The 26923-nt window shown below is 49.2% G+C and carries 30 protein-coding genes; 10 read left to right on the forward strand and 20 right to left on the reverse strand.

Features of this window, described 5'->3' with window-relative positions; translation table 11 throughout:
- Nucleotides 1-50: 50 nt before the first annotated feature.
- Both KNP87_RS04770 and KNP87_RS04775 read right to left on the reverse strand, forming a co-directional pair.
- Nucleotides 51-308, reverse strand: coding sequence for a hypothetical protein (locus KNP87_RS04770; protein ID WP_214721001.1), 258 nt, complete (start codon nucleotides 306-308; stop codon nucleotides 51-53).
- The gene (locus KNP87_RS04775) at nucleotides 298-873 is read right to left on the reverse strand and encodes a GNAT family N-acetyltransferase (protein WP_214721002.1); all 576 of its coding nucleotides are present in this window, start codon (nucleotides 871-873) and stop codon (nucleotides 298-300) included. Before KNP87_RS04775 ends, KNP87_RS04770 begins: the two co-directional genes overlap by 11 nt.
- 175 nt (nucleotides 874-1048) lie before the next feature.
- Here KNP87_RS04775 and KNP87_RS04780 point away from each other — a divergent pair, with 175 nt between their 5' ends.
- Entirely contained in the window at nucleotides 1049-1807 is a 759-nt protein-coding gene (locus KNP87_RS04780) for a bacteriorhodopsin-like (protein ID WP_026833079.1), read from the forward strand.
- Between the two features lie 54 nt (nucleotides 1808-1861).
- Here KNP87_RS04780 and KNP87_RS04785 read toward each other — a convergent pair whose 3' ends face one another.
- A complete protein-coding gene (locus KNP87_RS04785; protein ID WP_147511267.1) occupies nucleotides 1862-2299 on the reverse strand; it encodes a hypothetical protein in 438 nt (145 codons plus the stop codon).
- A gap of 108 nt (nucleotides 2300-2407) precedes the next feature.
- A complete protein-coding gene (locus KNP87_RS04790; protein ID WP_214721003.1) occupies nucleotides 2408-4114 on the reverse strand; it encodes a methyl-accepting chemotaxis protein in 1707 nt (568 codons plus the stop codon).
- Between the two features lie 171 nt (nucleotides 4115-4285).
- On the opposite strand from KNP87_RS04790, the gene KNP87_RS04795 reads away from it, so the two are divergent.
- The gene (locus KNP87_RS04795) at nucleotides 4286-5338 is read left to right on the forward strand and encodes a C45 family autoproteolytic acyltransferase/hydrolase (protein ID WP_147511262.1); all 1053 of its coding nucleotides are present in this window, start codon (nucleotides 4286-4288) and stop codon (nucleotides 5336-5338) included.
- Nucleotides 5339-5390: 52 nt separating this feature from the next.
- Here KNP87_RS04795 and KNP87_RS04800 read toward each other — a convergent pair whose 3' ends face one another.
- From KNP87_RS04800 to KNP87_RS04830, 7 genes are read right to left on the reverse strand one after another with little or no spacing between them, the layout of a single operon-like run.
- A complete protein-coding gene (locus KNP87_RS04800; protein ID WP_147511261.1) occupies nucleotides 5391-5864 on the reverse strand; it encodes a GNAT family N-acetyltransferase in 474 nt (157 codons plus the stop codon).
- Nucleotides 5865-5882: 18 nt separating this feature from the next.
- On the reverse strand, nucleotides 5883-6470 hold the full coding sequence (locus KNP87_RS04805; protein WP_214721004.1) for a GNAT family N-acetyltransferase: 588 nt from the start codon (nucleotides 6468-6470) through the stop codon (nucleotides 5883-5885).
- A gap of 51 nt (nucleotides 6471-6521) precedes the next feature.
- On the reverse strand, nucleotides 6522-7274 hold the full coding sequence (locus tag KNP87_RS04810; RefSeq protein ID WP_214721005.1) for a VLRF1 family aeRF1-type release factor: 753 nt from the start codon (nucleotides 7272-7274) through the stop codon (nucleotides 6522-6524).
- A gap of 14 nt (nucleotides 7275-7288) precedes the next feature.
- On the reverse strand, nucleotides 7289-8458 hold the full coding sequence (locus KNP87_RS04815) for a hypothetical protein (protein WP_026831274.1): 1170 nt from the start codon (nucleotides 8456-8458) through the stop codon (nucleotides 7289-7291).
- A 15-nt stretch (nucleotides 8459-8473) separates the two neighbouring features.
- A complete protein-coding gene (locus KNP87_RS04820) occupies nucleotides 8474-9310 on the reverse strand; it encodes a YitT family protein (RefSeq protein WP_214721006.1) in 837 nt (278 codons plus the stop codon).
- 12 nt (nucleotides 9311-9322) lie between these two features.
- Nucleotides 9323-10453: a M20/M25/M40 family metallo-hydrolase gene (locus tag KNP87_RS04825; RefSeq protein ID WP_214721007.1), complete on the reverse strand. Its 1131-nt coding sequence runs from the start codon at nucleotides 10451-10453 to the stop codon at nucleotides 9323-9325.
- Between the two features lie 15 nt (nucleotides 10454-10468).
- Nucleotides 10469-11380, reverse strand: a complete 912-nt coding sequence (locus KNP87_RS04830; protein WP_353049354.1) for a cation efflux transmembrane domain-containing protein — start codon at nucleotides 11378-11380, stop codon at nucleotides 10469-10471.
- A 234-nt stretch (nucleotides 11381-11614) separates the two neighbouring features.
- On the opposite strand from KNP87_RS04830, the gene KNP87_RS04835 reads away from it, so the two are divergent.
- The gene (locus KNP87_RS04835) at nucleotides 11615-12757 is read left to right on the forward strand and encodes an AI-2E family transporter (RefSeq protein ID WP_214721009.1); all 1143 of its coding nucleotides are present in this window, start codon (nucleotides 11615-11617) and stop codon (nucleotides 12755-12757) included.
- Here the strand turns inward: KNP87_RS04835 and KNP87_RS04840 are convergent.
- Nucleotides 12707-13273, reverse strand: coding sequence for a DedA family protein (locus tag KNP87_RS04840; RefSeq protein WP_214721010.1), 567 nt, complete (start codon nucleotides 13271-13273; stop codon nucleotides 12707-12709). The two genes, KNP87_RS04835 and KNP87_RS04840, sit on opposite strands and share 51 nt — an antisense overlap.
- A gap of 54 nt (nucleotides 13274-13327) precedes the next feature.
- Between KNP87_RS04840 and cls the strand changes: the two genes are divergently transcribed.
- Together cls and KNP87_RS04850 are read left to right on the forward strand one after the other, a co-directional pair.
- On the forward strand, nucleotides 13328-14767 hold the full coding sequence (gene cls, locus KNP87_RS04845) for a cardiolipin synthase (protein ID WP_214721011.1): 1440 nt from the start codon (nucleotides 13328-13330) through the stop codon (nucleotides 14765-14767).
- 544 nt (nucleotides 14768-15311) lie between these two features.
- On the forward strand, nucleotides 15312-16310 hold the full coding sequence (locus KNP87_RS04850; RefSeq protein ID WP_251135408.1) for a Fic family protein: 999 nt from the start codon (nucleotides 15312-15314) through the stop codon (nucleotides 16308-16310).
- A gap of 146 nt (nucleotides 16311-16456) precedes the next feature.
- Here KNP87_RS04850 and KNP87_RS04855 read toward each other — a convergent pair whose 3' ends face one another.
- From KNP87_RS04855 to KNP87_RS04880, 6 genes are all read right to left on the reverse strand, one after another.
- The gene (locus KNP87_RS04855; RefSeq protein WP_214721012.1) at nucleotides 16457-17044 is read right to left on the reverse strand and encodes a YdeI/OmpD-associated family protein; all 588 of its coding nucleotides are present in this window, start codon (nucleotides 17042-17044) and stop codon (nucleotides 16457-16459) included.
- 13 nt (nucleotides 17045-17057) lie between these two features.
- Complete coding sequence (locus KNP87_RS04860) at nucleotides 17058-17720, reverse strand: Type 1 glutamine amidotransferase-like domain-containing protein (protein WP_214721013.1); 663 nt, start codon at nucleotides 17718-17720, stop codon at nucleotides 17058-17060.
- Between the two features lie 167 nt (nucleotides 17721-17887).
- Entirely contained in the window at nucleotides 17888-18196 is a 309-nt protein-coding gene (locus KNP87_RS04865; RefSeq protein WP_026833095.1) for a PTS sugar transporter subunit IIB, read from the reverse strand.
- Nucleotides 18193-18522 carry a PTS sugar transporter subunit IIA gene (locus KNP87_RS04870; protein ID WP_034769897.1) on the reverse strand — a complete coding sequence of 110 codons (330 nt, stop codon included), beginning with the start codon at nucleotides 18520-18522 and terminating at the stop codon, nucleotides 18193-18195. Before KNP87_RS04870 ends, KNP87_RS04865 begins: the two co-directional genes overlap by 4 nt.
- Nucleotides 18522-19805 (reverse strand): PTS sugar transporter subunit IIC, encoded by a 1284-nt coding sequence (locus tag KNP87_RS04875; RefSeq protein WP_214721014.1) that lies wholly within the window; start codon nucleotides 19803-19805, stop codon nucleotides 18522-18524. The genes KNP87_RS04870 and KNP87_RS04875 overlap by 1 nt, the downstream gene beginning before the upstream one ends.
- The gene (locus tag KNP87_RS04880) at nucleotides 19802-21130 is read right to left on the reverse strand and encodes a 6-phospho-beta-glucosidase (protein ID WP_214721015.1); all 1329 of its coding nucleotides are present in this window, start codon (nucleotides 21128-21130) and stop codon (nucleotides 19802-19804) included. Before KNP87_RS04880 ends, KNP87_RS04875 begins: the two co-directional genes overlap by 4 nt.
- Before the next feature lie 188 nt (nucleotides 21131-21318).
- Between KNP87_RS04880 and KNP87_RS04885 the strand changes: the two genes are divergently transcribed.
- The 5 genes from KNP87_RS04885 (at nucleotide 21319) to KNP87_RS04905 (ending at nucleotide 25548) form a co-directional block, all read left to right on the forward strand.
- Complete coding sequence (locus tag KNP87_RS04885; RefSeq protein WP_026833099.1) at nucleotides 21319-22053, forward strand: GntR family transcriptional regulator; 735 nt, start codon at nucleotides 21319-21321, stop codon at nucleotides 22051-22053.
- Nucleotides 22050-22754: a chitin disaccharide deacetylase gene (gene chbG, locus KNP87_RS04890; RefSeq protein ID WP_214721016.1), complete on the forward strand. Its 705-nt coding sequence runs from the start codon at nucleotides 22050-22052 to the stop codon at nucleotides 22752-22754. The genes KNP87_RS04885 and chbG overlap by 4 nt, the downstream gene beginning before the upstream one ends.
- 196 nt (nucleotides 22755-22950) lie before the next feature.
- Nucleotides 22951-23967 (forward strand): ROK family transcriptional regulator, encoded by a 1017-nt coding sequence (locus KNP87_RS04895; protein WP_214721017.1) that lies wholly within the window; start codon nucleotides 22951-22953, stop codon nucleotides 23965-23967.
- A complete protein-coding gene (locus KNP87_RS04900) occupies nucleotides 23964-25142 on the forward strand; it encodes an MFS transporter (protein WP_214721018.1) in 1179 nt (392 codons plus the stop codon). The genes KNP87_RS04895 and KNP87_RS04900 overlap by 4 nt, the downstream gene beginning before the upstream one ends.
- Before the next feature lie 25 nt (nucleotides 25143-25167).
- Nucleotides 25168-25548: a VOC family protein gene (locus tag KNP87_RS04905; RefSeq protein ID WP_214721019.1), complete on the forward strand. Its 381-nt coding sequence runs from the start codon at nucleotides 25168-25170 to the stop codon at nucleotides 25546-25548.
- 92 nt (nucleotides 25549-25640) lie between these two features.
- On the opposite strand, the gene KNP87_RS04910 is transcribed toward KNP87_RS04905, so the two are convergent.
- Together KNP87_RS04910 and KNP87_RS04915 are read right to left on the reverse strand one after the other, a co-directional pair.
- On the reverse strand, nucleotides 25641-26594 hold the full coding sequence (locus KNP87_RS04910; RefSeq protein ID WP_214721020.1) for a sensor domain-containing diguanylate cyclase: 954 nt from the start codon (nucleotides 26592-26594) through the stop codon (nucleotides 25641-25643).
- A 196-nt stretch (nucleotides 26595-26790) separates the two neighbouring features.
- On the reverse strand, nucleotides 26791-26923 hold a 133-nt coding region (locus KNP87_RS04915), incomplete at its 5' end, for an IS3 family transposase (RefSeq protein WP_214721043.1).

Here is a 26923-nt window from a genome sequence, read left to right on the forward strand (position 1 = left end):
TTCGTCCACCTCCCTCTTTTAATTTTAAAAATTACCGTATGTACAAGACGTTAACGGTTCTTCTTGTTCGATCTTCTGGCATGAACAAGGTACACGATTAAAAAATAGACAAAGAACGCAGAAAAATAAAAGGTGATGAATTTGTTCATTTCCGTTGTACTCGGCCAGATTGATTCATCGTACATCAACCGTCCCGATGCCGTGATGACAACAGGATGCGTCGCAAGCGTCAGACCGATCAGGACGAATAAACAAACACCAAGATCATTGAGCCAGACTTGGGTGCTGCCTTTTGAATTACGAAACATGTCCTTGTTCTCCTTTTGAAGTCAAGATCGTCCAGTCTGGTCGCAGCAAGGAAAAAATCCGTCCGTCGTGCGACGAGCCGTCTTGATAAAGGTAACCGCGCAAAATCCCTTCCTCCTCGAAACCGAGTCGTGTCAGTAATTGAACGGATGCCTCGTTTTCTAAAAACGTCACGGCGCCCATCCGGTGTAATGTCAGTGTCTCAAACGCATATTCCAACACAGCTTGAATCGCTTCTGCTGCATAACCACGCCGCCAGTGCGCAGGATCCAGCTCAAAGCCGATTTCTGCCTTTTTGCTGTACAGGCTTAAATGGTTCAGACCAAGCGTCCCGATGAACGTCCCGCTGTCGCGGATCAGGATTCCCCAACGGATGCCTTGTTGCGTGTCATACGTCTGTTTGAAAGACGCGATGATGTTCAAGGCGTCGTGTTGCTCACGCAACGGATTCATTCCGTAAAAGCGCGTCACGTTTTCGTTTGCGAGAATATGAAACAGGGCCGGTGCGTGTTCAGGCGTCACTTCCACCAGTGCGAGACGTGATGTTTCTAAAGCGGGAAAAGGCATATTGATTCCTCCAGTTTTGATGTCTTCATTTTAATTTAAATCTTTCGTCTAACTTGTGTCTTTTCAGCACCTCACCGCACATCACGGAACGGTTGAAGCACTTCATTGTTGCCGGCATCGTCCTATACTAAATGTATAGAAGCGCGTGTTTTGTGTAATGAAGGAGTGACTGATCATGGAAGAAGTCAATTTACTCGTTCTTGCCACGCAGTATATGTTTTGGGTCGGATTCGTCGGAATGGCTGCCGGGACACTCTATTTCTTGGTCGAGCGAAACTCGCTTGCACCGGAATACCGCTCCACCGCAACTGTCGCTGCACTCGTCACCTTTGTCGCTGCCATTCATTATTACTTCATGAAGGATGCCGTCGGAACGTCCGGTCTGTTATCGGAAATCGATGGTTTCCCAACAGAAATCCGCTATATCGATTGGCTCGTCACGACGCCGTTGTTGCTCGTCAAGTTTCCGTTGTTGCTCGGTCTGAAAGGTCGGCTTGGCCGGTCTTTGTTAACAAAACTGGTCATCGCCGATATCATCATGATTGTCGGAGGCTACATCGGTGAATCATCGATCAACATCGCCGGTGGGTTCACGCAACTCGGACTGTGGTCGTATCTGATTGGTTGTCTCGCTTGGATTTATATCATCTATCTGCTGTTTACGAACGTCACGAAAGCCGCTGAAAACAAGCCGGCTCCGATTCGCGATGCCCTGTTGAAAATGCGGTTGTTCATCTTGATTGGTTGGGCGATCTATCCGATCGGCTACGCCGTCACGCTGTTTGCGCCGGGCGTTGAAATCCAGCTCGTCCGCGAATTGATTTACAACTTTGCCGATTTGACGAACAAGGTCGGGTTCGGTTTGATTGCCTTCTTCGCCGTCAAAACGATGTCGTCCTTATCGTCGCAAAAAGACAACACGTTAACCTCTTGACGAAAGGTTTGAACCAGTTTTGCCAGCAGGCGGAGCTGGTTTTTTTTGATTTGATTACTTGTGTTCTTCCAAGTGCTTAAACCCATCTAACCGATCATCTGGCGTGCTCGGAAATCCGCTCAATTCGACTGTTCCGTTATCTTCAACCGAATAGGTGTAGGTGGCGTCGGCTTCGTTGGCAAACACGACGTCAATTTTATACGGATTCAGGTGTTTGTATCCTTCTTTCCAGTACGGGACCGTCGTTAACGTAAAGCGTTCATCCGGATAGGTTTTCTCGAGATGTAACTCGACTTGTTTCGCATTATAAGCAACTTTCTGATCGACGAAATAAGGATGGACGATCAAGTAGACACCGTATGCGACACAGATGAGACCCGCGAGAGTGAACATCATTGCGCGTCCACGTGACTTCAACTTTATTCCGAGCAGAACGATTGGCAACACGATTACAGACAGCATTATCCATTCAATGAGTTCATGTGGTCCCATATCCGTACCCTCCTTTTCATTCTTTCTACACTATTACGGTTCCGCCTTCGATATCCCTGCTTTTTCCAATAAAAAAACAGGCATCCGTTTGGATACCTGTCTCACTCTTTATACTTGAAAACGACTTGATAATCGTTTCAAATCTTCCGCCATCGTCGCCAGTGACTGCGACGCCGATGAGATTTCCTGCATCGAGGCCATCTGTTCTTCCGTCGAAGCCGAGATGTTTTCCGTTCCGGCAGCCGTACTTTCCGTCACCGATTGAATCTCCCGCATGACGGCAGCAATCTGTTCACTGCCGGCGGCCATCTCTTGGACGGCACCGGATACTTCTTCGACTTGATCCGTCACATCCCCAATCGATCGTTCGATTGCTTGGAACGAAGCGCTCGCTTCTCCGGCCACTTGAATCCCGTTCGTCATCTGTGCCGTCACCTTCTCCATCGACGTAACGGATTGCTCCGTTTCGCGCTGGATGACTTGAATCAAGCTTTCGATTTGTTTCGCAGCAAGCGCCGATTGCTCAGCGAGCGTCTTGACTTCCGCTGCGACGACTGCAAATCCACGTCCTTGTTCGCCGGCGCGGGCCGCTTCGATGGCAGCGTTAAGCGCCAACAGATTCGTCTGCGCCGCAATCCCGGTGATTGAATCGGTAATCTGTCCGATTTCCTGTGACCGGTTGCCGAGTCCGACGATGACTTGACCCAGTTCCGTGAAATCGGTGTTGATTCGTTCCATCTGCTGACCGAGTTGGCTGACGACTTGTCCGCCGTGCATGACTTTCCCCATCGCGTCACTCGTCACATCCGTCATTTGTTGCGCATTGCCGGCGACTTGATTCACACCGGACGTCAAGTCTTGCACCGTCCGTGATGCACCGGACACTTGATTCAATTGTTGACCGGCGCCACTGGCGATTTCCTCCATCGTCACGGCGACCATCTCCGTTGCTTTTGTCGTCGCTTCCGCATTGGTACTCAATTCGTCCGACGCCGTCGCCACATGTTTTGACGTGTCCGTCATTTCAATGATGACGTGGTGCAACTGTTCCGTCATCGTATTGAATGACGTCGTTAATTGACCAAGTTCGTCTTTCGAAACGTAATCACCGCGGACCGTTAAATCACCGTCACCGGACTGTTTCATCCAGCCCTGCAGTGAACGGATTGGTTGTGTGATCAGACGCGTGATATAGATGGCAAGACCGGCAAACAACAGCAGGGCGATGATGAAAATCCCAAGCATGATGTAGAGTGCGGTTTGTTTTTCGTGCTGGTTCGACGCATTCAGGTCTTTTGCCTGCTTCGTCATCGACATCATCAGACTTTTCGCGGAGTCCGCCACATTGTCCCGCGTTTTTTCCAAGCTTTCCGTATAGACGCGGTATGCTTCGTCTTTGTTGTCTTGGACGGCTAAGTCTTGAATCGTGCTCAGACCATTGTCGTAAGCGAGAACATTATCTTTTAACGCTTCCACTTGTTCTTCCGATTGTTTTGTCGGTACCGCAGTCCGCTCGAACTTATTGAGGGACGAACGGATTTGTGCTTGCCGCTGATCGATCTGACCTTGCAGATCTTCGACACGCGCCGGATCTTTCGTCAACATCATCTCGGTCAGAAACGAGTCGAGCGCCCGGGTGTCAATCCGGATTTGTGCTACCTCTTGGACCGGTATCAGATTTTCCTGATACATCGTTTGTGACGCATTCGCCATCTGATTCAGGAAATAAAGTCCGGCACTGGCCAGGAGAATCATCGCAATGATGGCTGTCGCAATCAACAGTTGAATCTTTCTTCGTACACTTACATTTTTCATCTATGTATCCCTCCCCCTCCTTTATCGGTAATTCAGCTGAAAATTTCAGTGTTTTTTGATTTTTTGACACCTGGCCCTTCCGTTAATGTGTTCGGTCGAGGTCTCGCTTACGACAAAAAATGCCGGATTCGATATAATCAGAATCATACAGAAACCAAAGGAGTGAACGCTGTGCAGTCTGTCTCAAATGAAATCACGCAGTTCCGCGGAACGCATTATGAGTTTGGTCGCGAACAGGGACGCTACGTGAAACGGAATGAACTGCTTCATAACCGCGAAGACAACTGGAAGATCCGTGTTCCGCGTTTTCAAGTCGATCCGGCAGAAACAAAAGAGATGTTTCTGCGGTACGCCCCGCATATCTGGGACGAGTTACTCGGCTTGCAGGATGAACTGGAATTATCACTCGCCGATACATTGCTCCACTTTGGTCATTACCGGGTCGAAGGACCAAAAAGTGGCTGTTCGATCATGACCGGCGATAATTTCCTCGTCCGCAACTACGATTATCATCCGATGACATACGACGGCCGCTTTTCCGTCTTCCAACCGACCGACGGCGGTTCTGCCATCATCGGTCCAGCTTCCCGCGTCACGGGACGAATGGACGGGATGAACGAACATGGTCTTGCGATGGGCTATAATTTCATCAATCGCCGTCGCCCGGGCGATGGCTTCGTCAGTTTCATGATCGGACGGATCATCCTCGAGATGTGTACGTCTGTCGATGATGCCATCTCGCTTGTCAAAGAGATGCCGCACCGGGGATCATTCAGTTACGTCGTCCATGACCGCTCGAACCGGTCGTTCGTCATCGAGGCGACGGCACGGGACATCGAAGTCCGGGAAACGAATCTCTGTACGAATCACTTTGATTTGTTGCAACACGAAAACCGGTTCCACCTCGACGACTCGAAACGGCGGATGATGGAGCTGAAGACGCACCAACACATGATTCAAGATGCCGAATCAGCGTTCCGTCTGCTGAACGATTCCGATAAAGGTGTCTTTTCCGATCTTTACAGCCACTGGGCGGGGACGATTCATACGTCAGCCTATTTCCCGTCGGACATGAAAGTCTGGTTTGCGTTAGGGGGCGACCAGCAACCGGTCGAGTTTGACTTTAAGGACTGGCTGGCTGGAAATGACTTTACGCTCTCGCACATCAACGGTGAAATCGAAACGGATATTCAGTTCGCCAACACCCTTCAGACTTGGCGCTGAAGATGCTAAAACCCCTCTGTTGTCCAATTGGAACAGCAGAGGGGTTTGTTCGTCAGTTGACCGTCATCTCCATATGTAAATCCGTCGTGACGAATCCCGTTGTTTCATACAAATGAATCGCTCGGGTGTTATGGGCGAAGACATGCAACTTGATTTTTTTGATGTTCATCCGACGTGCGACCTGCTCGAGCATCTGAATCGCTTGCCGCCCGTATCCTTTTCCTTGATGAGCGTCTTCGATTTTAAAATCAAAGATGAACGCCGTCCGCCCCTGTATTTCCTCACTGACCTGAAACCAAATCATCCCGACCGGTGCCTGTTCCGTCTCCTCGATGATTGAAAACAGATAATGCTGTTTCGTTTGAATCCCGTCCGGCAACAACTCGGCATAGTCTGCCGTCGATCGTTCGACAGCCTCGACCTCCGCCCACGTTCCTGCCTTGACCTTCTCTGCTGCGTATTCGTCGATTGCTTCCGGTAAATACGCGTCATAGGCTGCTTCCGACATTTTTTCAAATTTGATCATCATTCATCCTCCTTTGTTTCAGTTCGAACGGGTGTCTGTTTGCAAATCGGTCCCGCTGAATAAGCCTGACCAATCTTGTGCGAGCATCGCATAAACAGCCAAATCATGATAGGTACCGTACAGCCGTTCCGCATCGCGTAAGATTCCTTCTTGCTGATAGCCGAGTCGTTCGGGAATTTTCCGGCTCCGCGAGTTGCCGACTGCACATTCGATGACGACACGATTCAGTTGCAACGTCGTAAAGCAATAGTCCGTCACAAAGGCCATCACCTTCGTCATCAATCCTTTACCGCGCCCGTTGCCGGTCAGGTAATAACCGATGGAGGTTTGGCGTAACGTCTGATTGATTTCGTGCAAGGCAACGGTCCCGACGAGTTCGCCTTCCAAATAAATGCCGCAGGTCAATCCGTTGCCCTTCGCATAAGCCGTCAACCAGGCCGGAATGATTTCGTCCCGGTATCCATCCGGTCCGGTCGTCCCATCGACCCAGCCGAGCCACTCCCGCAAATGTTCCCGATTGGCGTCGACCAGAGCATACAGTGCCTCTGCATCCTGGCGCTCAATCAACTTCAAACTCAATTGATCCGTGATGTGGTGCATGAACATCCGTCTTCACTCCTTATGTAACGTCTAAAGTTATACTTTAGACGTTGACCGTCAAAACACCTGCTTGAGAATCTGTTGTTGGCTGGATTGGGACAAATTTTTATGAATGACTTCTTTTGGTTTCGTCGTTAACGCCTGTTCAAGGAAGTTCGCTTGCGACCGTTCCCCGATGACGACAATTTGTTCCCAACCAAGGGAACGATTCAGTTTTTCAACCTCTCCCGACAGTTCCCGGTAAAATCGTTCCGCCTGCTTTTCGACCCGATCCCGGAAATCATCCGTTTGACTGCTGCTTGAGGCCCCACTGCGGCTGCTCCGTCCCTGATAACGCCGCCATTGTCCTGTATCGAGATCCAGTTCATAGTCGTGCGTCGCGTCGACTTCGCCGAGCCGAACGTCGAGCACAGTCGCCGAATCCAGATTCGTCAGCACGATACCGGTCCGCGGGAATTGCTGATCGAGCACTTCGAGTTGATTGAGATTCGGTTTTGCATGATAACTGATTTCATCCGTCACATCGAGTTGCAAAAAATATACTTCATGAAGCGAGTCGTCGCTTGAGACAAAGGCGATGATGCTGCGGAGTAAACTCGTCCGCTCGTTATTGATCGCTTGTTCGAGTTTCGCAAAAGCCGATTCAACATCTTTTTTATTCTCCTGCTCCGTCAAAAGGCGTTTTTTCTCATTCCGTAAAATCGTTTCCCATTGATTCCGCTTATCCGGTGCCGTACTGAGATACACCGACAAGATGTGCGTCGAACCGTCAAAATCCTTTAGCCGTTTGATATCTTCTCCAAGTCCCATGATAATGCCTCCCTTTAGTAAATGAATGACGCTAATATACCGGTGATGAAAACGGATGTGATCGTGACCGTCGAGAAGCCGGCAACGACCATCTTCGGTAAAATTTCATCTTCGATGATTTGGACCTCGTCTTCCGTCTCCCCGATATTTTTAGCCGCTTCTTGACTGAGAATCAATGTACCTGGAAAACCATATAGTGACGTCAAACCGATTGCGATCGCCATCGGGTACGAATAACCGAGGAATTTCCCGGCAAGCATCGCGAACAATACGATCCCGAGTACACCCAAGATGAAGGCGATCAACAGTGGCACAAACAGTTCGACGAGATCCGCAAATGACGTGGTTGCGAGTGGTCCGAAGATGATCAATAGAATCGCGAGCATCATCAAACCGTACGCATCAATTCCGTTCAAGACATTCGGTTTCAAGACGCCGGTCGCCCGTAAGGCAATCCCGAGTAATAAGGCGATGACGAACGTATTGAGCCAACCGTTCGTCAAGCCGCTCAGGAACGACGAGACGATGACGACGACACCGACGACAAACAACGTTCCCGCCGTCGTTTGGAACGGCTCCGGCAAAATCGTTTGTTTTTCCGCTGATTCCGCCGGATCAAGGGCGGCTTTTTTCGTGATGCTGCCATCCCGGACCCCATCCCGGATCCGTAACGCTTCCTTGCGCAGGATGACCGATGTCAGCGGAAAACCAATCAAGCCTTGCAACGCCGCAATCAAGACCGGAAAGACAGCGACCGAGATCAATCCGGCATTCAACGCTTGTTCCTGAACGATGATGACGGAAATCGTTCCGCCGCTGACCGCGGCAATCGCGCTGAGGACATAGTTCGTATCGAGGAACAGCCGACCGATCGTAAAGAGCAACACACTGATCCCGATCACCGCTGATACCCCGATCAGAAACGTTTTCCACTGCCGTTTAAATTCATCGAGACTGATGAGCGTGCCGAGATGGACGATGATCATCCCGACGACGGTTTGTCCGAGTGGCAGCAAAGAGGACGTCGGTAAGAGATCTTCCGGGAACAGGTTGGTCTTGAATCCGATCAAGAAGATGATGGAGGCAACAAATAAGGAAGATAATAAGGCCTTTGTTTTTTTCGAGATATAATCACTGACCGTCCAGATGAGCATGATGATCGTAAAGGCAATAATCGGTTGCATACGTATTCCTCCCTTTTAAACGACCGGTTGGTAGTTAAACCCGAGACCATGAACGTCGGCGACATTGTAAACGATGATGAAGGAACCGCGGTCAATTTGATGAATCGCCCGGATGACAGCGGCATATTCGGAACGTTTCATGACGACCATCAGCATTTTTTTCTGTTCTCCCGAGTAGCCCCCTTCAACGGTGAAGACGGTCATCCCCCGGTCAAGCGACGTCAGCAGGTAATTGCGGATCTCGTCCGCATGCAACTCACTCGTGACGAAGATTGCTTTTTTCCGTTCAAGCCCGATTTCGATATAGCCCATCACAAACGTCGTGATGACAATCGAGGCGACCGCAAACAAAAATTCTTCCAGCCCAAAAACGAAGATGTTAAAGACGACAATCGTCGCATCGGTCAAAAAATAGCCGACGGACGTATTTAACTTAAAGTATTTGTGGAAAATCAACGGTGGAATCGTCGTCCCGCCGCTTGACGCTCCGAACCAATACAGCGTAGCAACACCGATCGCAAACAGCACACTGCCAAAGGCGACCGAGAAGAAGCGGTCAGAGACAATCATCGTTTCCGGAATGATTCCTAATGCAAGAGGCAACATCAGACTGCCGAGAACGGACTTTAAGAAGACTTCTTTGCCTAAAAACACGAAGGCAAACAATAACATCAACAGATTGAGAACCAAGACGACAATCGAACGGTCAATGCCCAACACTTCTTCCAGCAGAATCCCGATCCCGGTGACTCCACCCGCTGCAACATGATGTGGTCCTAAAAAGAGATTGATGCCGGCAGCGAGGACAAAAATGGCCAGGATAATAAAAATGGTTTCACGAAACAGTTTCATCACCCGGCCTCCTTACGCTGACGGATCTGGGAAGGACGGCATCTGCCGGACCAGTTCCAAGGCAAAAACGACGGCTTGTTCGAACTCGGTGATTGGAATATATTCTTCGACCGTATGAATCTCTTCATAACCGATCGACACATTGACGACGACTTTGCCTTGTTCATTAAAAACGTTGGCATCCGTGCCACCACCACTCCGTTCAAACCGGGCAGGACGACCGATGGTTTCCAGACAGTGTTTCGCATGTGCGAGCAACGGATGGTCGTCTTCGAAATGATAGCCGGTGATAAGTGGTGTCGCCTTGAAGTCGAGTTTAGCGCCGAATCGTGTCACCTCCTCGTTTAAAATCGTTTCGATTGCTTCGACCTGATCGAGACACTTTTGATGATCAAACGAGCGGACTTCCGCGACGAGCTCGAGGTGTTCCATGACGACATTCATCGCCGTCCCACCCTTCACCTGACCGATGTTCGCCGTCGTTTCGTGATCGATGCGCCCCAGTTTCATCCGGCTGATCGCTTGGGCCGCGACTTCAATCGCCGAAATCCCTTTTTCCGGCTCAAGTCCGGCATGGGCAGCGCGACCGGTCAGTCGGATATCCAAGCGGTACATCGACGGGCTCGTCGTGATGATGCCGCCGACCGGTCCGCCGTTATCGAGGACGTAACCAAATTTCGCCTGCAGCATCGACATATCGACGGCTTTTGCACCGAGTAACCCGACTTCTTCTCCCGCTGTCAGGATGAATTCAATCGGACCGTGCCGGATCTGCTGTTCTTTTAACCGTTTGACCAACTCCAGCATGATGGCGATGCCTGCTTTGTCGTCCGCACCAAGAATCGTCGTTTGATCGGACTGAATCCGTCCGTCCCGTTCAAGCGGACGAATGCCTTGACCGGGAGACACCGTATCCATATGCGACGAGAAAAAAACCGGTTCGATCGACGTGTCTCCGTCGAGCCGGGCAACGAAGTTATTGGCGCCCAGTCCCGTCTTTTCTTTCGTCTCATCTTCTTCGATGGTCAGACCAAGCGTCTGAAAACGCCCGATCAAGTCCTGTTGAAACGGACCTTCCGCATAGGATACGGAGTCGATTTGAACCAGTTCCATGAATTCTTGGATCAGTCGTGTCGTTGACATCGGAGTCCCTCCTATTCATTCCGCCCATTTACGATTAGCCGTAAACGCGACGGTGAGCCACTTGGTTTGCGGCAACCACTCGAGTGCCGCGTCGATTTGTTCACGTATCAAATCTTGTTCCAGAATCGAATCGTAGCGGTAGTTTTTGGCGACAATCAAATCAATTTCGATGAAAATCAGACTGCCTGTCTTGGAAATCCGGAGGTACATATCATCAACTTCGTATTCCTGGACGATTGTAGCGACACTCTGTTTGATGTCGATCATCAACCGTTCACTCGTCGACATCCCCAGCATTTCCCGCATCGCTTGAACCATCTCCTTGACCGGATAACGGATCAAAAACAAGACGATCAGCATCAGCATGACCGGATCGACGTAACGGGCGACGTTTTCAAAAGACAACCAAGTCGCCATTCCGGCGATTCCGTAACCGACGACTGCACCGATTCCCATGATGACGGTCAGACGCCATTGTTCGACTTCCGCTGTCGCTAAAATCGAGCGTGCGGACCGGTTGAGTTGCTTCAGATGGCGGTACACGACAAGCGCAATCAAGGCACTGATTGTCAGATAGCCGATGACAAACCCCAGTTCAACCGGATCACCACCCGACCGAATGGTTTCTATGGCAGCGACAAATGCATAAATAAGTAGGAGAAAGACGATGAGATATTGAAAGAAAACAAGAATGGGTTCCAATGATTCTTTGCCAAACGGGAAGTGGACATCATCCTTGACGGTGATGAACCGACCACCTCGAAGCGAAAAAACACTTAAGACGACACTCAGTAAAGCATAAAGTCCGTCAAACAGAACAAAGGAGGAAGAAAGAAGGAATCCGGCAGCAATGCCAAACACTGATAAGAAAAGAGAACTAAAGATGGAATGTTGCAACAACCGGTCTTCGATGACCGGATCTTTCACTTGCGCCAACCGCTTCACCTCCCTTAACGGAAGTGGCTTTCAGGTCTGCTGAACGATGACGGCATGACACATCTCTGAACAATGAATCGAAGTTAATTTATGATTACCCCTTTTTTGAAGCAAATAACAATTAAATGTGAAAAAGCACATATCTTTCAGAATTTTCACGCTATTTCCAGCAGTTTCGGGGAAAGGATACAACATGCCACTTATTTTTTGAGGGAGGAGATTGCCTTGTCCGGATTGATATCCAATCGTTCCTTTCGTATCGGTCTGTTCATCCTGCTTGTACTTGGCATCATCTATATGGCACGACAGGTCGACTTTCTTTTTTATCCGTTACTCGTCCTGTTTACGACGATTTTCACCCCGTTCATCATCGCCGGAATTTTATTTTATCTCTCCGTTGGTTTCGTCGATTCACTCGAACGTCGTCTGCGGTCGCGTAACCTGGCGATTTTTATCGTCTTGCTTTTGTTGCTTGCGCTCGTCATCGTATTCCTTTTGACGTTATTCCCGCTGATCACGAAACAGCTTTTTGCGTTCATCAGTGCCGTACCCGGTTTTGCTGAACGTCTGTACACACAATCCCTGTCGCTTTATGCCAAATACGGGACGTCGATTCCGTCACTCGAGAGCCAGTTTTCATCGGTCGAAAGTTCGATGAAAAGTGCGACCGCACTCCTCGGGAACGTCTTTTCCTCGATTGCCGGTTCCGTGCTTTGGCTGATTCAGTTGATTGCCTCGACCATTTTCACGTTATTCATCGCCCTTTTCTTATACGTCTTCATGTTGGTCGACGGAAAAAAATTACCGAATGCGCTGGTCCAGTTCATCCCGATCAGTTACCGCAAGGAAGCCCTGCTGATTTTAAAAGACATGAACGGGACGATCCGCTCTTACGTCCGGGCGCAACTGATCGTCTGTACATTCGTCGGAAGTCTCGCGACACTTGTCCTGTGGTGGCTCGATGTCCCGTATTTCTTACCGCTTGGTCTGTTCATCTTCGCGACGAATATCATCCCGTATCTCGGACCGTTCCTCGGTGCTGCGCCGGCTGTCCTGATCGGCTTCTTGGATGAACCAATCAAAGGTTTATATGTCATCATCGGCATCACGATCGTCCAGCAACTGGATGCCAATGTCATCTCCCCGCTCGTTCAGGGAAAATCGTTGAAGGTGCATCCGATTACGATTACGGTCGTCCTGCTCGTCGCCGGGCAACTGGCGGGCATTCTCGGTATGTTGCTGGCCGTCCCGTTTTACGCCGTCGCGAAGGTGACGGTGCTCAACATCATTAAACTCGCGCAACTCCGGAAAATGGCGTTACGGACGGACAAACCAGTTCCGGATCGTGTCCCGGAAGATCCAACCTAACAAGCAAGACAGGATCAGTAGTCCGGGCAACAAGATGACACCGCCATGAGTTGCCCACCACGTCGAAAATCGGTTCAACAGACCATAAGCGCCGAGCCGGTTAACGAGAATCGTCCAGAGCAACGCATAGACGCCGGTTCCGGCTAACGTCACGAGCACATAGGGGCGAAACGGATAGGCGAGCAGTCCTGCCATATAATGAATCGGACGCCGGACACCCGGCAGGAAAAACGACATGGCAATGGCGACCGTTCCTTTCTCCTGCAGAATCACTTCGGCTTTCGCGAGATGTTTATTGGTCAATAACTTTCGAAAGAAAGGAAGTTCGCGAAAAATACGGGGAATGCCGTAAAACAGATTAAAACACACGAAACAGGCGGACCAGACGGATAAAAAAATCAGGATAAGTGTTTGATCCTGGCGTAACCAGCTGCTGATTTGACGGATGACCAACAAATCATCCGAAATCGGGATGAACAAGATACTCGAGATGAACCGGATCCATTCCGAAAACATGCTGTCTTCCCTCCCATCGAAGTCATTCTTTCTGAAAACGAGGTGTTCGTATTGATGGACTATACCCTAATCTTGCCGGTTTTGCTCTATGTTGTCCTGTTTGCCAACGTTGCTGCGGCAATCGCCATCCTGTTTTTTGAACGGCGTGACGTCAGTGCCACCTGGGCCTGGCTGATGATTCTCTTTTTCTTACCCGTCATCGGCTTTTTGATTTACTTATTGTTTGGCCGTTCGTTGAAACAAGAGACATTTTATCATGTTCCGGAAGCACGGCGATTGGCGCGCGAAGAAGAGCTTGTGGTGCAAGCGAACGACGAAGTCCACCGCGAAGCACCGCTTTACCCGTACCGGAAGTTGATTCAAGCGAACCGCTCGTCAGGGGCCCTGTTAACGGAAGCGACCGATGTCCGGACGCTGTTCGACGGTCATCAAAAATTTGATACGTTGCTCGCTGACATACAAAGCGCCCAAGTTGAAATCAACATTCAATACTTCATTTTAAAGCGCGATCCGCTCGGCGACCGCCTACTGAACGCTTTGTTCGAACAGGCAAAACGCGGCGTCAAAGTCCGGATTCTATATGATGCCGTCGGCTCGTGGAAACTCAAAGCGAAGGACTTCGCGGCGTTCAAACAAGACGGCGGTGAAGTCCGCTCCTTCTTCTCTTCGCCGCTCGGTATCTTAAACCTGCGGATCAACAACCGGAATCACCGGAAACTCTGTACGATCGACCGGCAAATCGGGTACATCGGCGGCTTTAACGTCGGATCGGAATACCTCGGAGAAGACGAACATTTCGGCTACTGGCGGGATACCCACCTCCGGGTCCTCGGTCCCGTCGTCGAAGAACTTGAGTTTCATTTCGAACAGGATTGGGATGCTGCGAGCAACGAGCGGACGGACTGGTCGACCGCCCCGATTCCACCGCTTGAAGTCGCGACGGATCGGATACCGGTTCAGATCGTGACGTCCGGTCCAACGTCGGAAACGGAATATTTGAAAAACATGCTGATTCAGATGATTCATGCGGCGGAAAAATCAATCTACATCCAGTCGCCCTACTTTATTCCGGATGCCAGCTTCATGGATGCCTGCCGGATTGCCTTAGCTTCCGGTGTCTCCCTCAAAATCATGATTCCGAACCAGCCGGATCATCCGTTTGTCTACTGGGCGACATATGCGGCAGTCGGCGAATTGATTCAACACGGGGCCGAAGTTTACACGTATGAGATCGGCTTCATGCATGCGAAAACGATTGTCGTCGACGGAAAAATCGCCTCGGTCGGGACGACGAACATCGACGCCCGGAGTTTCCGGTTGAACTTTGAAATGAATGCGATTTTGTACGATGCGACGATTGCGGAAGAACTGGAGCTGCTCTTTTTGTCCGACGTTGCCGACAGTGCCTTGCTGACCCGGGAAAAATATGCCGCCCGTCCGCGGATGATCCGCTTTAAGGAAAGTATCTCGCGGCTGTTGTCGCCGATTTTATAAAACTGGCTCGGTTATGAATTGAAGAACTTCACTCAAAAGGAGAACTTGTAAAAATAGTCAAAATTATGAAATAATACTTTTGGAACTCATTTTAATTATTGGCTATTCAGCAATAAAAAGGAGGATGGATATGGGGATTTTGTTGATTGTGACAGTAGCGTTTTTGCCGATTTTCTATAACATGCATAAACGGTTGCGGATTTTAGAGGACAAACTTCGCGAATATGAGCGGTAACGGGTCAACTGAATTTCACGCATTAATTAACTCATTTGTCGCTAAACATACTCATTTTGATTGATTTTGAGTATGTTTAACCGTTTTAAATCCATATTAATTAGTTCATTTTTGAATAAACATACTCATTTAACCCTAAAATGAGTATGTTTATTCTTTTTGAACACGTTTAAATACGTTATAGTTTAATTAAACATACTCATTTCTCTGATAAATGAATATGTTTAGCTATCAATGAGTCTATTAATGAAAGAGGCGCTACCTGTGAGAAACTATACGTATCGTTATTTAAATAGCATTGCACTACCGATGGAAACAGTCCGCTTGATCAGCCGGATCAATGAATACAAAGGAAAACAAGATTTATATAAACAACAAGCTCCTCAAATTCTTGATACGTTACGAAACGTCGCTGTCATTCAGTCGACAAAAGCATCAAACGCGATTGAAGGAATTGTCGTTACAGAAAGCCGCCTCCATACCATCATGTCGAAATCAGCCGATCCTGCCGACCGTTCCGAGGCAGAGATTGCCGGTTATCGCGATGTCTTGAATTTGATACATGCTTCGGCACAAGATATTCCAATCAATGCAAACGTATTGTTACAACTTCATAAAGAACTTTATAAATTCGTTCCCGTCGAAGGTGGTCGTTGGAAAAACGTCGATAACGAAATCAGCGAGACGTTTCCTGACGGGACACGACGGACACGCTTCGTTCCGGTGCCGGCATTCGAGACACCTGCCTCAGTTCAAGCATTATGCGATAGTCTTCGTGACAGGCGGCAACAAGAAGACGTCGATCCACTTATCTTGACGAGCCTCTTTGTACTAGATTTCTTGTCGATTCATCCATTCAATGATGGAAATGGTCGGATGTCACGCTTATTGACACTATTAATGCTTTACCAGGAAGGTTTCGAGGTTGGACGGTACATCAGTCTGGAAAAGATTGTCGAGTCGCGTAAGGAAGACTACTATGAATCGCTTCGGCTGTCTTCTGTCCACTGGCATCAGAATCAGCAGGATCTTTTCCCATGGGTCAACTACCTGTTGAGCACCATCCTTGCCGCGTATAAGGAACTGGAGGAGCGCGTCGGACTGATTACGACCGGCAATCAAAACAAGGCGGGACGAATTCGTCAATTCGTCGAAAGCCGCATTACACCGTTCAATAAAGCAGATGTCCGAAACGCCTGTCCCGATGTCAGCGAGGCAACGATTAATCGAATTCTGCGTGAACTTCGGGATGAAGGATTCATCAAACCGTCAGGACGTGGACGTGGAGCAAAATGGATTAAAAGATAACCTTGATCTTTCAACTCGTCATAGGATTCTAGAAATGAAAAAGCATCGAGTATACGTGACAATCCCGAATACCTGATGCTTTTTATACTGGTAGTGCCGTCCTTTCAATTTCACACCAAAAGTCGGTCTCTTCGTTTCATCAGATATCATCGGTCGTCTCCCCTGTAAGTCCCCGTTAATTTCCCGCCGTCGTCCCACCGTCCGAGCATTTTTCCTTGTGCCGTGTATTTCAAAAAGTTGGCCAAGCGTTTTTCATATTCCGGACTACCGGGTTTGTATTCCTGAATGTAACTGATCCGGACCCGGATATACAGATCGGGCAACGTCTTAAAAAACTGATAGGTTGCTACGTCTTTTTTTAGTTCCTCGAGAATCGCTTCATCGATGTCGAACGGTGTCTCTAAGTTCGGCAACACTTTTATTCCCTGTTCGTGCATCTTTCCGAGTGCCGTCAAACGACGGACCCGTTCCTTATTCAGTTCCGTCCAGTGACTGTTTTTACGGCGCGGCGTAAAGCGTTGGGCTTTTGTTGAGTCATCCATCTTTTTGCTGATTCCGTCAATCCAGCCAAAACAAAGCGCTTCCTCAACCGTCTCGATATAATCCAGCTGGTAGTCACCCGCATCCCTTTTATGGAAGACGAGCCAAATCTCGTTCTCTGTTAAATGGTTACTTTCCAACCAATTGCGCCACTCTTCGATTCGTTCGACATGTAATTGTGTTGTGATGTCCATGAATTCCTCCGTTTCAATCAAATCGTTTCCAGTGACCTTCTGAAATCACTTCCACTACACCATCAACAACCTGAATCGCCGTTTGATCATCAATCGCATAGGATGGTCCCGTGAGATCAGCCGCCCATTTGACGGCTTCGTCCAATGTATTTTCCGGTAACAGTTCGTGATCCAGGTGCGGAAAAATCGAAAAATCAACCAATCCAAGGGTTTCATCCGACGTTGTATCAGGCGGTGTCCACTCCACGAACGCCTGACCAACCCGCGGCGTAAGCACCATACTACCGGCACTTAATCCGACGTAAACTGTTTTTAGCGAAGGCAATCGCTCTGCAAGTCCCGACTTTTTCATCCAGTAGTTTAAAAATAGGGGATCTCCGCCATTCACCAACAGCACATCGGCCTGTTCGACAATCGGTACCCAGAGTGATTCATCCAGACTCGGTAGTGCCGTCAATTCGAGAACACCCACCGACTGAAATCCTAATTCACACATCGGTGTTGAACCGGTTCCTGTGATGAATGAATAAGCATGGTACGGACCCTCCTTCATCCCGTAAACGGCCGTCGGAATACAGAGTGCATGTGCTTCCGCAATCGGTTTTCCGAGTAAGTCGACGAGCGCACGACGTTGACTGTCATTTTGAATGCCGCCTGAAGTCAGCAATACTTTCATAAGAACCCTTCTTTCCGGATTGAATGGTGAAGCGATTTACGATTCTATCTACCTACTTCTTCACATTTCATGTTTATCCTGTTCCTCTATCGATTCATGTTCAGACAAAAACGTCAGCAAGTAAAATCGGCAGAATAGACCGGCTTTACTTACTGACGTGGAGATAATCAAGCTTCTGTTAATAAGGATTGAGCCTGTTCGAGGACCAAGTCCCCTTTCATCAGACCATACGCCATCTGATTGATGATTGCGACGCGAACCCCTTTTGGTTCTGCTACTTGGCGAATCTTTGTTTCTAAATACCGGACTTGTGGTCCGATTAAAATCACATCCGTCTGATCCAAATGATGCGATAATTCACTTTCGGGAATGGCTTCGATCGTCACATCAAGAGCTTGTGCCTCAGCTTGTTCACGCATTTTCCGAACTAAGATGGATGTCGACATGCCGGCCGAGCAAACGAGTAGAATGTTCATGATTTTTCCTCCAGTCGTGTGAGTCGCGTATACAGTTCGACCATCTCGGAAGCTAGATCTCTGACGGTCATCGCTGTCATCAAATGGTCTTGGGCATGAATCAATAGAATCGATAACGGCGTTTCAAGCCCTTTTGCTTCGTCCTGCAGTAAGGTCGTTTGGGCACGATGCGCCTGTAGACTTTCTTGATTGGCTTCTTCCAGTTTGGTTTGTGCCAACGAGAGGTCTCCTTTTTTAGCAGCCTGAATGGATTCCATTGCTGCCGAACGGGCATTACCTGCATGAAGAATCATCGTAAACGATAGGATTTGCAGTTCTTCTGTCATCAGCTTGCCATCTTCCCTTCTGTTTGTTTTTTCATCGCCCGGACACCTGCTGCGACGAACGGGACATAAATCGCTGTCGCGAGCGTCAAGTTGACGACTTGTAATGCGATTCCCCGCCAACTCCCGCCTGTCACGAGATAGCCACTGATTAAAGGCGGTGTCGTCCACGGTAAAATCGCGACGGTTTTTGGAACCAGTCCGGTCGACAATGCGACATAGGACACGATCGTCAATGTAACCGGCACCAAGATGAATGGAATCAACATGATCGGGTTCAAGACGATCGGTAAGCCGAAAATCACCGGTTCGTTGATATTAAACAATCCAGCGGGTGTCGATAACTTGGCGACTTCGCGATAGGGATGATTTTTCTGTTCGCGGATGACAAAAAAAATGGCAAAGAGAAGAGCCAGCGTCGTACCGGAACCCCCTATGAATACGAAGGAGTCGAGGAAAGGTTTCGTCACCGTATTCGGGACATCGTAAGCAGAGGTCCCGGCCTGGAATGCTTCCAGGTTCTGCTGAATCAACGGCAGATAAATCGGTTCGATGACGGCTCCGATGATGTTTGTCCCATGTAAGCCGAAGAACCAGAGGATATGATTTAAAAAGGCAATTGCAATCGCAGCCGGAAGTGTGTCTCCAAACCCTTGTAACGGTTTTTGGATACTGTTGAAGATGACTTCAAACAGGCTCGATTCAATGGCGAGTGTCATAAATAATTGGAATCCGCCGACGAGGATCAAAATCAACGTTGCCGGAATCAATGCTTGGAACGAGCGGACGACCCCATCCGGAACCCCATCCGGCATCGAGATCGTCAACCGTGTCTTCAGTAAGATGCGAAACAGCTCGGTCGTCAAAAGAGATAGAATGATGGCGACGAATAGTCCTTGCGCGCCGAGCCAGGCAAAACTGAGTCCCCAGTCTTTCGTGACCGGAACGAGAATGATATAGGAGGCGACGGAAATCAACCCTGCCGACAACGGGTCGACATCGTAACTTTTAGCCAGGCTGTAGGCGATCGAAAAAGCCACCAGCAATCCTAAAATCGCAAACGATCCGTTCCAGATGTTCCCCCCTAACCCCTGCCAGTTTCCTTCTCCAAACAGCCCGTTCATCCAACCGACGAAATCAAAACTGCCGATGGCGGGGAAGTTATTGATCAGTATCGCGAGAGACCCGACGATGATCAGGGGCATAATGGCGACGAATCCATCCCGTATCGCGACGAGATGGCGTTGGGCCCCGATTCTTCCTGCGATTTCAATGAATTTATTCATGTCCGTTGCGCCTCCTTGGATTGAAATTGTGGTAACCATGCTGCGTGCGCAAGCAACATCTCCTCGAGTAGCGGTTGCGCCCGCTTTTCATCTTGAATCAATGGATTCATCAAAAAGGCTAAGTAAGCGTCTTTGGTTGATCCGCTTAACGCGGCTTGAATCGTCAGTTCTTCCATCTGCTTCATCTGCAGAATCAATCCTTTGACGGATAATGGTAATGGTCCCACCGCGATCGGGAGCGGACCGTCTTTCGTAATGACGGCGTTGACTTCGATGACGGCATCGACCGGTAAGTCGGAAATCGCCCCGCGGTTTAATGTATTGACGGTCTGGATGTCTCCTCGGTTATTGTGAATCGAATCCATCAAAGAGCAGGCAGCATCACTGTAATACGCGCCACCGCGTAATTCGAGTTCAGCCGGTTTTTCGTCCAACTGTTCATCCTGATAGGCTTCGAACAATGTCCGTTCGACTTCCTGGACAATCTCGGCCCGGGTGCCGTCCGTGTTGTAGGCGGCGAGGTCCTTCTCGAGCGTCTCGGCGGTTTGGAAATAGTACTGGTGGTAAGGATTCGGTAACATGTTGACGGCTTGCAAGAAGGCATCGGACCACCCAAGACTGACGATATTCGCCGGTGAAAAATCAAGCTGTTTCGACATCAGTCGCTGCATCACCTCTTCTGTTCGGTCACTTCCGTCGACAAAGACCCGGCGTCCAAAGACGAAATGGTTTAAACCGATAAACTCGATCGAGACGCGCTTGACATCGACGTGTAAGACTTCGGCAGTCGAGTTCCGCATGTTAAACGGAATGTTGCAGACGCCGATGACTTTTTGATGCGGACCATGCTTCAATAACGCTTCCGTCACGATGCCGGCTGGATTCGTAAAGTTAATCAGCCAGGCATCGGGACAGATTTCGTGCATCTCTTTCGACAACTCGAGCAGGACGGGAATCGTCCGGAATGCTTTGAAAATCCCGCCCGCGCCATTCGTTTCCTGACCGATAAAACCGTGTTTCAAAGGAATCCGTTCATCGAGTGCCCGTGCTTCCAACCCTCCGACGCGGATTTGTGTGGATACGAAGTCTGCTCCTTCCAGCGCGTGACGCCGATTCAAGGTGGCGCTTAAACGAATTGGCAAGCCGGACCGGCGCAGCATCCGCTCCGCAAGCCGGGTAATGATGTCCAACTTGTCAGTTCCGGATTCAATGTCACATAAGACGATTTCAGAAACCGGAAAGGATTCATATCGTTTGATGAACCCTTCGATTAATTCAGGTGTATAACTTGATCCACCTCCGATAATGACGACTTTGATCCCCATGATAACAACCTCCCGTTTTTTTGTAACCGCTTCCTCTTTTTCTTGTTTGTAATGTATCATACAAAAAGAACAAATGTAAATACAAATTTAAAATGTATTAATACAAATGCATTTAACTTGTTATAACATTTGCATTCAGTTGTTTGTTATCGGTACAATAAAAGAAAACTCGTGAAGGAAGGTCCGTCATGGAAACCAACCAATCGCTACATTCTTATATCAAAGAAGAATTGTTAGATCGTATCAAATCGGGACTCTATCAAGCCGGTCAACAATTACCGACCGAATATGAGCTTTGTGAAGACTTTGATGTCAGCCGGACGACGGTTCGTGCTGCCTTGAATCAGCTCACCCTCGAAGGATATTTGATTCGGCAGCAAGGGAAAGGGACGTTCGTCGCCGATCAAAAAGTACGCCAAACCTTATCCGATACACCGGACACCTATACCGAACAACTTGCCGTACAAGGAAAACGGGGGCATGTTGCGGCCGTCGATTTAACAGTCGTTCCGGCAAATGCGGCAATCGTCGCAAAATTGCATGTCACGCTCAATGACCCGATTCAACGAATCGAGCGGATTCGCCGGGCCAATGACGAACCGACGCAATATGAAATTTCCTATATCCCCTGGCACATTGCGCCAGGCATCACAAAAAAACAAGCGGAACATTCTCTCTACACGACACTCCGCGAAACGTTTTCGATTTCCGTCGCCAAAACGACCGAATCCCTTGAAATCACGTTGGCAGATGAACGCATCAGTGCCCATTTGGATTGTGAGCTCGGCATGCCGTGTTTCTATATTGAAACCGTTGCGGAGAACAAGGACGGAGAGCCGATCGAATATTCCCGCTCTTATTTCAGAGGCGACAAGACGAACTTCGTCATCGAACGGCATTATGCTGCGGGTGACGCCTTATGAACATTCTCATCAATGCCGATGATTTCGGATTAACACAGGGCATAACAGACGGCATCATTCAAGCACACCAAAGCGGAATCGTGCATGCAACGACGATGATGATGAATGGACGGGTTGTCCCCTATGCCGTGCAACAAGCGAAACGATTCCCGGAACTGAAGGTCGGGGTTCACCTTGTGCTGTCTTACGGACGACCATTGACGACGACCACCACGACATTAACAGATGCGTCCGGTCAGTTCCGCTTTACAAACCAGTACACGGAACAGACCCCACCGGCAGCAGAGGATGTCTTGGCGGAATGGTCTGCCCAAATCGATGCGTTTTTGGCAACCGGTCTGCCGCTGCATCATATCGACAGCCATCACCACATCCACGGCTGGGAACCGTTGCAGGAAGTCGTGTTGGAATTGGCGCGTCGTTACGATGTCCCGATCCGATTTGTTTCAACACTTGAAGACCATCCCGAACATGCGCTGACCAATACGCTGTATACCGGTTTTTATGGCGCAGGGATTTATCTGGATTTGTGGGAAGAACTGCGTTCACTCGGTGTCGAATCGGTCGAAATCATGGTTCACCCAGCTTATGTCGATGCCGATCTTCAAGACGTCAGTTCTTATACGGATTACCGTGAAAAAGAGCTTGCCCTATTGACTGCCCTCACGTTACCGGACGATATGACGCCGCTTACGCGATGATAGATGGTAAGGCGAAGCAAAAATCATTTTCTACACACGAGGGTGGCAGATCATAAGTCTGTCACCCTCATTGTGTTCAAAAAGAAACAGTTGGTTGTCCGATCGTTTCAAAACCATTTGCCATTTGCGTCTTTGCTTGCTACACTCAATTCGACTACTTATTAAAATATTTTAAAAAGTGCAAAGGAGACTACCTATGGCTGGAACCAATACCGATTTAGTAAGACAACTCCGGCAAGCAATCCTGTTTCAAAGAATCCGGACGATTCCTGAACTGAGTCGTGTGTTGTCGGCCAGTTTCCCGACAGTCAAAAAGCATTTGGATCTCTTGATTGCACATGGTGAAATCAACGAACAGGTATCGGAGCTCTCGAATGGCGGACGTCCGGCGAAACAATACCAGTACCGGGCAGAATACGCCGAGGGACTTGCCCTCTACCTTGAACTCGATGCAATCGGTTTTCAGATCTTCGATGCCGTCGGGACAAACCTATCGTTTGGCACGGAGCCGGTCGAAAAAAATCAACCGCACGTTCCGGCTTTAATCCGCTTGATTCACCGATTGCTTGAACAGAATCCGCGCATCAGCTTTTTGAGTGTCGGCGTCGCGGCATCCGTCGAAAACGGGCAGGTTTTTTTTGCACCGGATTATCCGTCCCTGCAACAGGTCGATTTGAAAGGTGTGCTCGCATCACAGTTTGATGTACCGGTCGTCGTCGAAAATGACATGAATGCGGCTGTGATTGGATTTCACGAAGGACATCAGCGCAGTCAACAGTCGTTGATCTATTTGTACTTAGGGAAAAACGGTCCCGGTTCCGGGATTTTGATCAACGGACAGCTCGTCCGTGGCAGCAGTCACTTTGCCGGTGAAATTTCCGTCGTCCCGCAATACGACAAGAAAACATTCGGACAGGCGATCGCCAAGCGCCAAACTGCCCTGGACGCCCAGACGATTGATGCCATCAGCCGCTTGACGACGACGTTCGCTGCAACGCTGAATCCGCATCTGTTGATCTTTAACGGGTCGGAAGTGATGGAACACGATCTGGAACAGATCCGAATCAAGACAGCCGAATATATCCCGGAAGCGCATATCCCGCTTTTGATCCGGAGTCACTGGGAAACTGATTATCTGAACGGATTGACCCGACTCGGCTTGCAGCTTCTGACCGAACAACCCCTACCAGCGAACAGGAGGACATCTTCATGAGTGGTATCTTGTTACTCAGCATCATCTATCTTGCCTTCATCAGTTTAGGGTTACCGGACTCCTTGCTCGGCGTCGCCTGGCCCGTCATGCGGACGGAGTTCGGTGCCGATCTCGAAATCGCCGGTTGGTTGTTCATGACGATTGCCGGCGGAACGATTATCTCGAGCCTGTTCAGCGGCAAGATTCTCAACCGGTTCGAGACGAGTCATGTCACAGCGTTTTGTGCCGCGATCACAGCGAGTAGCCTGCTCGGTTTTTATTTCGCTCCGTCGTTGATCTGGCTGTTTCTGCTCTCGATTCCGCTTGGACTCGGAGCCGGCGTCGTCGATGCGGCCCTCAATCATTTTGTCGCAACCCGCTACAAAGCCCATCATATGAACTGGTTGCATTGTTTTTGGGGCGTTGGCGCAACGACCGGCCCGTTGATCATGGCGGCGATGATGAGCGAATCCGGCGACTGGCGCAGCGGATATTTGACCGTCGCCTTGACCCAGTTCGGACTTGCCCTCGTGCTCCTTCTCAGTCTACCGCTCTGGAAACAGGCACCGGTCGCTGTCTCGGACGTACCGGACGATTTGTCGTTAACTGATACTGCGTCCAAACGATTGGTTGGTCTGCCGTTCGCCCTCGCTTCATTTGTACTCTATTGCGGCGCGGAAGCCTTGATCGGTTTATGGGGCAGCAGTTATCTCGTCCAAGTGAAGTCGTTTTCGGTTCAGACGGCCGCGACCTGGATTTCCGTCTATTACGGCAGCATTACGGTCGGCCGGTTTTTGAGTGGTTTCTTATCGCTCCGTTTGACGAACCGTCAGTTGATCCGGGTGGGACAAGGAACCGCCTTAGCCGGCAGTCTGTTGTTTTTCCTCCCGCTGGATGGTTTAATGTTGACCGGTTTCATCTTGATTGGACTTGGACTTGCTCCGATTTACCCGGCGATGTTACATGAGACACCGGTCCGGTTCGGACGGGATGCGGCAAAACGCTTGATGGGGATTCAGATGGCGTTTGCTTACAGCGGCAGCACGTTTTTACCGCCCTTGTTCGGTGTCCTTGCCTCGCTTTTGACGTTACAGCTGTTCCCGGTCACAGGATTCCTGATGATTTTGTTCCTGCTGCTCTGTTCCGAACGTCTCAATCGTGTGCTTGCCAAACGGGCGTTGTCCCGCGCTTCCTAATTCTTCAGAAAAGGAGTTTACTCTCATGAAAATTGAACATATCGCCATCTGGGTCAAGGATCTCGAACAAATGAGAACCTTTTACGAAACCTATTTTGAGGCTCAAGCCAATGACTTGTACCATAATCCGACAAAAGGGTTTTCGTCTTATTTCCTGCACTTTAAGTCAGGAGCCCGCCTTGAGTTGATGCACCGGACGGATATCGATCACGAGGCGCCGCGCGACCGATTTGGTTATGCGCATATTGCCTTTTCACTCGGCAGCCGCTTCGCCGTCGATCAGTTGACGAACCGACTCGAACAAGACGGCTACACCCGCCTCGACGGTCCCCGTATGACGGGAGACGGATATTATGAAAGTGTCTTCCTCGATCCGGAAGGGCTGACGATTGAACTGACCGTCTGACGCCACACAAAAACACCACCTGTCTGACGCCCTTCTCGCGAAGCGGGCGTGTAGACGGATGGTGTTTTTGATCTGTCCTGAAGGTCAATCGGTTATTTTTCTTGTTGTGCCTCAAACACCTTGTACCTGTTCTTGCCGGACGACTTGGCCTCGTATAACGCGATATCGGCCTGCCGCAGGAGATTTTTCAAACTGGTTTCCTGTGCCGTATACGAAACGATCCCGATACTCGTCGACAATTCATATTCGTCCCACTGGCTCAGACAGGCAAGGACTTCGTCTGCTTGACGAAGCACTGCTTCCTGACTGATGCCGTAAGAAAAGTGGAGCACGAACTCATCTCCCCCCAACCGGACGGCGCACGCTGCTTTTTGTCCTGCAATCAGTCTTTGCAGACGTCTTGCCACTTCAAGTAACACCACATCACCCGCGTCATGCCCATGCACATCGTTCACTTGCTTGAAACCGTCCAAATCAAGGAAAAAGAGCACTCCCGCCTCCCGAGGTTGCGTATCGAAGCGATTCATTAAATACCGTCTGTTGTAGAGATCGGTCAATGGATCACGCCAGACGAACCGTTCCAGTTCTAAATAATATGAGAACAGACGAACGATCCGTTGTAACAATTTGATGCTTTTGCCTTCAAACAGACTGGCTTCATCATTGATGGCACATAACGTTCCGAATTTTTCACCGTTCGTCAGCGAAATCGGAATCCCTAAATAAGACTGGACGTTTGCCTCTTTCAACAATCCCCTCATATCAGCGAGAATCGGCTCTTTTGTTACATCTTCATACACAAGCGGTTGATTGGTTGTAAAATCGATTCGGTTGCATAGGGAATGATTCAAATCGATGACCATGCCTTCTGCAACTCGCATACTGGTCTGCTCATCCGAGAGTTTCAAAATCAATTGCTCGGCATCATCGATGGCGGATAAATAAAACAGCTGTTCCGGCAGAATTTCTTTAGCCAAATCCAGTAAATCATCCGCTAAATCGTCAAATTTTGTATACATCTTCAATTCTTCAAATTGTATGGTCATTCGGCACCTCGACATGTCATAGTTTTCAAATACTCCATTTGCGTCGTAAAATGCAAGTTATAAAGTCATTTTACCATAAAAAGGATGACGAGACAGAATAGGCGTGAAAATCGGATTGCAACAAAGAACCCCCTAACGGATCACATTGAACTGAGCCCTAGAGTTTGGACAGTTTAATAAAAGCACCCTTAACGTTTTAAGATGCTATGAGATGGCTTCGGTATTGTACCGGAGTCATCTTTTGTAGTTTCCATTGTCTTCGTTCGCTATTGTAATAATCAATATAAGCATCGACCATGGCACAGACCTCATCGAGGTCAGATGCTAAT

It is taken from the genome of Exiguobacterium sp. s192, assembly GCF_018618795.1.
GTDB classification, from domain to species: Bacteria; Bacillota; Bacilli; order Exiguobacteriales; family Exiguobacteriaceae; genus Exiguobacterium_A; species Exiguobacterium_A undae.

Excerpts from the sequence above, each read along its gene's own strand:
- KNP87_RS04770 (WP_214721001.1), bottom strand. The coding sequence starts at position 308 with ATGTTTCGTAATTCAAAAGGCAGCACCCAAGTCTGGCTCAATGATCTT.
- KNP87_RS04775 (WP_214721002.1), bottom strand. The coding sequence starts at position 873 with ATGCCTTTTCCCGCTTTAGAAACATCACGTCTCGCACTGGTGGAAGTG.
- KNP87_RS04780 (WP_026833079.1), top strand. The coding sequence starts at position 1,049 with ATGGAAGAAGTCAATTTACTCGTTCTTGCCACGCAGTATATGTTTTGG.
- KNP87_RS04785 (WP_147511267.1), bottom strand. The coding sequence starts at position 2,299 with ATGGGACCACATGAACTCATTGAATGGATAATGCTGTCTGTAATCGTG.
- KNP87_RS04790 (WP_214721003.1), bottom strand. The coding sequence starts at position 4,114 with ATGAAAAATGTAAGTGTACGAAGAAAGATTCAACTGTTGATTGCGACA.
- KNP87_RS04800 (WP_147511261.1), bottom strand. The coding sequence starts at position 5,864 with ATGATCAAATTTGAAAAAATGTCGGAAGCAGCCTATGACGCGTATTTA.
- KNP87_RS04805 (WP_214721004.1), bottom strand. The coding sequence starts at position 6,470 with ATGTTCATGCACCACATCACGGATCAATTGAGTTTGAAGTTGATTGAG.
- KNP87_RS04810 (WP_214721005.1), bottom strand. The coding sequence starts at position 7,274 with ATGGGACTTGGAGAAGATATCAAACGGCTAAAGGATTTTGACGGTTCG.
- KNP87_RS04815 (WP_026831274.1), bottom strand. The coding sequence starts at position 8,458 with ATGCAACCGATTATTGCCTTTACGATCATCATGCTCATCTGGACGGTC.
- KNP87_RS04820 (WP_214721006.1), bottom strand. The coding sequence starts at position 9,310 with ATGAAACTGTTTCGTGAAACCATTTTTATTATCCTGGCCATTTTTGTC.
- KNP87_RS04825 (WP_214721007.1), bottom strand. The coding sequence starts at position 10,453 with ATGTCAACGACACGACTGATCCAAGAATTCATGGAACTGGTTCAAATC.
- KNP87_RS04840 (WP_214721010.1), bottom strand. The coding sequence starts at position 13,273 with ATGTTTTCGGAATGGATCCGGTTCATCTCGAGTATCTTGTTCATCCCG.
- cls (WP_214721011.1), top strand. The coding sequence starts at position 13,328 with ATGGACTATACCCTAATCTTGCCGGTTTTGCTCTATGTTGTCCTGTTT.
- KNP87_RS04850 (WP_251135408.1), top strand. The coding sequence starts at position 15,312 with ATGGAAACAGTCCGCTTGATCAGCCGGATCAATGAATACAAAGGAAAA.
- KNP87_RS04855 (WP_214721012.1), bottom strand. The coding sequence starts at position 17,044 with ATGGACATCACAACACAATTACATGTCGAACGAATCGAAGAGTGGCGC.
- KNP87_RS04860 (WP_214721013.1), bottom strand. The coding sequence starts at position 17,720 with ATGAAAGTATTGCTGACTTCAGGCGGCATTCAAAATGACAGTCAACGT.
- KNP87_RS04865 (WP_026833095.1), bottom strand. The coding sequence starts at position 18,196 with ATGAACATTCTACTCGTTTGCTCGGCCGGCATGTCGACATCCATCTTA.
- KNP87_RS04870 (WP_034769897.1), bottom strand. The coding sequence starts at position 18,522 with ATGACAGAAGAACTGCAAATCCTATCGTTTACGATGATTCTTCATGCA.
- KNP87_RS04875 (WP_214721014.1), bottom strand. The coding sequence starts at position 19,805 with ATGAATAAATTCATTGAAATCGCAGGAAGAATCGGGGCCCAACGCCAT.
- KNP87_RS04880 (WP_214721015.1), bottom strand. The coding sequence starts at position 21,130 with ATGGGGATCAAAGTCGTCATTATCGGAGGTGGATCAAGTTATACACCT.
- KNP87_RS04885 (WP_026833099.1), top strand. The coding sequence starts at position 21,319 with ATGGAAACCAACCAATCGCTACATTCTTATATCAAAGAAGAATTGTTA.
- chbG (WP_214721016.1), top strand. The coding sequence starts at position 22,050 with ATGAACATTCTCATCAATGCCGATGATTTCGGATTAACACAGGGCATA.
- KNP87_RS04895 (WP_214721017.1), top strand. The coding sequence starts at position 22,951 with ATGGCTGGAACCAATACCGATTTAGTAAGACAACTCCGGCAAGCAATC.
- KNP87_RS04900 (WP_214721018.1), top strand. The coding sequence starts at position 23,964 with ATGAGTGGTATCTTGTTACTCAGCATCATCTATCTTGCCTTCATCAGT.
- KNP87_RS04905 (WP_214721019.1), top strand. The coding sequence starts at position 25,168 with ATGAAAATTGAACATATCGCCATCTGGGTCAAGGATCTCGAACAAATG.
- KNP87_RS04910 (WP_214721020.1), bottom strand. The coding sequence starts at position 26,594 with ATGACCATACAATTTGAAGAATTGAAGATGTATACAAAATTTGACGAT.